The organism is Candidatus Thioglobus sp. (genome assembly GCF_029243085.1).
GTDB lineage: Bacteria > Pseudomonadota > Gammaproteobacteria > PS1 > Pseudothioglobaceae > Thioglobus_A.
The window spans coordinates 1-1,596 of record NZ_JAQWSS010000015.1; the positions used below are offsets into that span (position 1 = coordinate 1).

General features: G+C 35.0%; 3 protein-coding genes. All 3 read left to right on the forward strand.

All coding sequences use genetic code 11. The annotated features are described in order from the left end of the window. The coding region (locus tag P8M52_RS01060; RefSeq protein WP_300306069.1) for a pyridoxal-phosphate dependent enzyme at nucleotides 1-672 on the forward strand (672 nt) is incomplete at its 5' end. Nucleotides 673-678: 6 nt separating this feature from the next. After that, nucleotides 679-1,035 (forward strand): DUF393 domain-containing protein, encoded by a 357-nt coding sequence (locus P8M52_RS01065; protein WP_300306072.1) that lies wholly within the window; start codon nucleotides 679-681, stop codon nucleotides 1,033-1,035. Between the two features lie 84 nt (nucleotides 1,036-1,119). Then, a partial coding sequence (locus P8M52_RS01070) for a heme-binding protein (RefSeq protein WP_300306075.1) occupies nucleotides 1,120-1,596 on the forward strand: 477 nt, incomplete at its 3' end.

Genomic DNA, 1,596 nt, shown 5'->3' on the forward strand with positions numbered 1-1,596 from the left:
AATGAAGCCATGAGAGATTGGGTCACTAATGTTGACAATACTTTTTATATTATTGGAACTGTTGCTGGGCCTCATCCATATCCAATGATGGTGCGTGACTTTCAAAGCGTTATTGGTCAGGAAACTAAGGAGCAATTTTCGCAACAAGTTGGTGGCTTGCCAGATGCGCTTGTAGCATGTGTAGGGGGCGGTTCAAATGCTATTGGATTGTTCCATCCGTTTATTAATGACACTAGCGTTGATATGTATGGTGTAGAAGCTTCGGGTTTAGGCTTAGATACTAACCAGCACTCTGCACCATTAAATAAAGGCAAGCCTGGTGTACTCCATGGCAACAAAACCTATATTGTGTGTGATGAAAATGGGCAAATCGGTTCAACACATTCCATCTCTGCCGGATTAGACTATCCAGGTGTTGGACCCGAACATTCGTATTTGAAAGATTCTAAAAGAGCGAAATATGTCGCCATTACTGATGAGGAAGCTTTGAATGCTTTCCACAAACTTACTAGAATTGAAGGAATTTTGCCTGCGTTAGAATCTTCTCATGCCATTGCTTATGCTATCAAACTGGCTAAAAAGCTTGGCAAAAACAAAACCATTGTTGTTAACCTTTCAGGCCGAGGCGATAAAGATATTGATACGGTTAGGTCATTAACTGAGGCATCATAAAAAAACATGATTAAAGTATTTTATGATGGTAAATGTGGCGTTTGTTCAAAAGAAATTAACCATTACAAAAGTATTGCTCCAAAAGATGTGTTTGGATGGATAGATGTCACTGAATCAAGTCTTGATTTGTCCAAAGAAACGTTTTCATTAGCAGAGGCCTTAAAAGTGTTACATGTTAAAAATTCTAAAAATGAACTATTTTTAGGCTTAGATGCATTCATTTTAATCTGGTCCAAATTACCTAAGTTTAGGATATTAGCAACTATAACTTCTTTTCCAGTGATCAGATCTATATTGCGATTTGCTTATAAAAAATTTGCGAACTGGCGATTTAAAAGAATTAAATACTGCAATATGAACTAACAAGATATGAAAAAACAGTTAATTAAAATATTATTAAGCATTAGTGGCATTTTGCTAATTATACTTATGTTATCCGGAGTGATTATGAGCGATGTAGAACAGCCAAAATATGATATTATCGAGCAAAACTCACCTATTGAAATTAGGCAATATAGTGCATTAATTGTTTCTGAAGTGGTTGTTAAAAATACAAGAAAATTATCTATTAATGAAGGGTTTAAATTAATTGCTGATTATATTTTTGGCAATAACCAGCAACAAACGAAAATTAACATGACTGCGCCAGTCACTCAGCAAAAATCAGAAAATGGATGGATTATTCGCTTTATGATGCCAGCTGAGCATTCATTAGACACTTTACCAAAACCAGAGAATCCTGCAGTTAAAATTAAAAAAATTGATCAAAAGAAATTCGTTGTCATTAGATTTTCGGGCTTATCCTCAGAGGATAGTATTAAGCAACATGAATTTAAATTAACGCAATACATATTAGATAACGACCTGAAAACTCATAATAGCCCTATTTATGCGTTTTACAACCCACCATGGACATTGCCATTT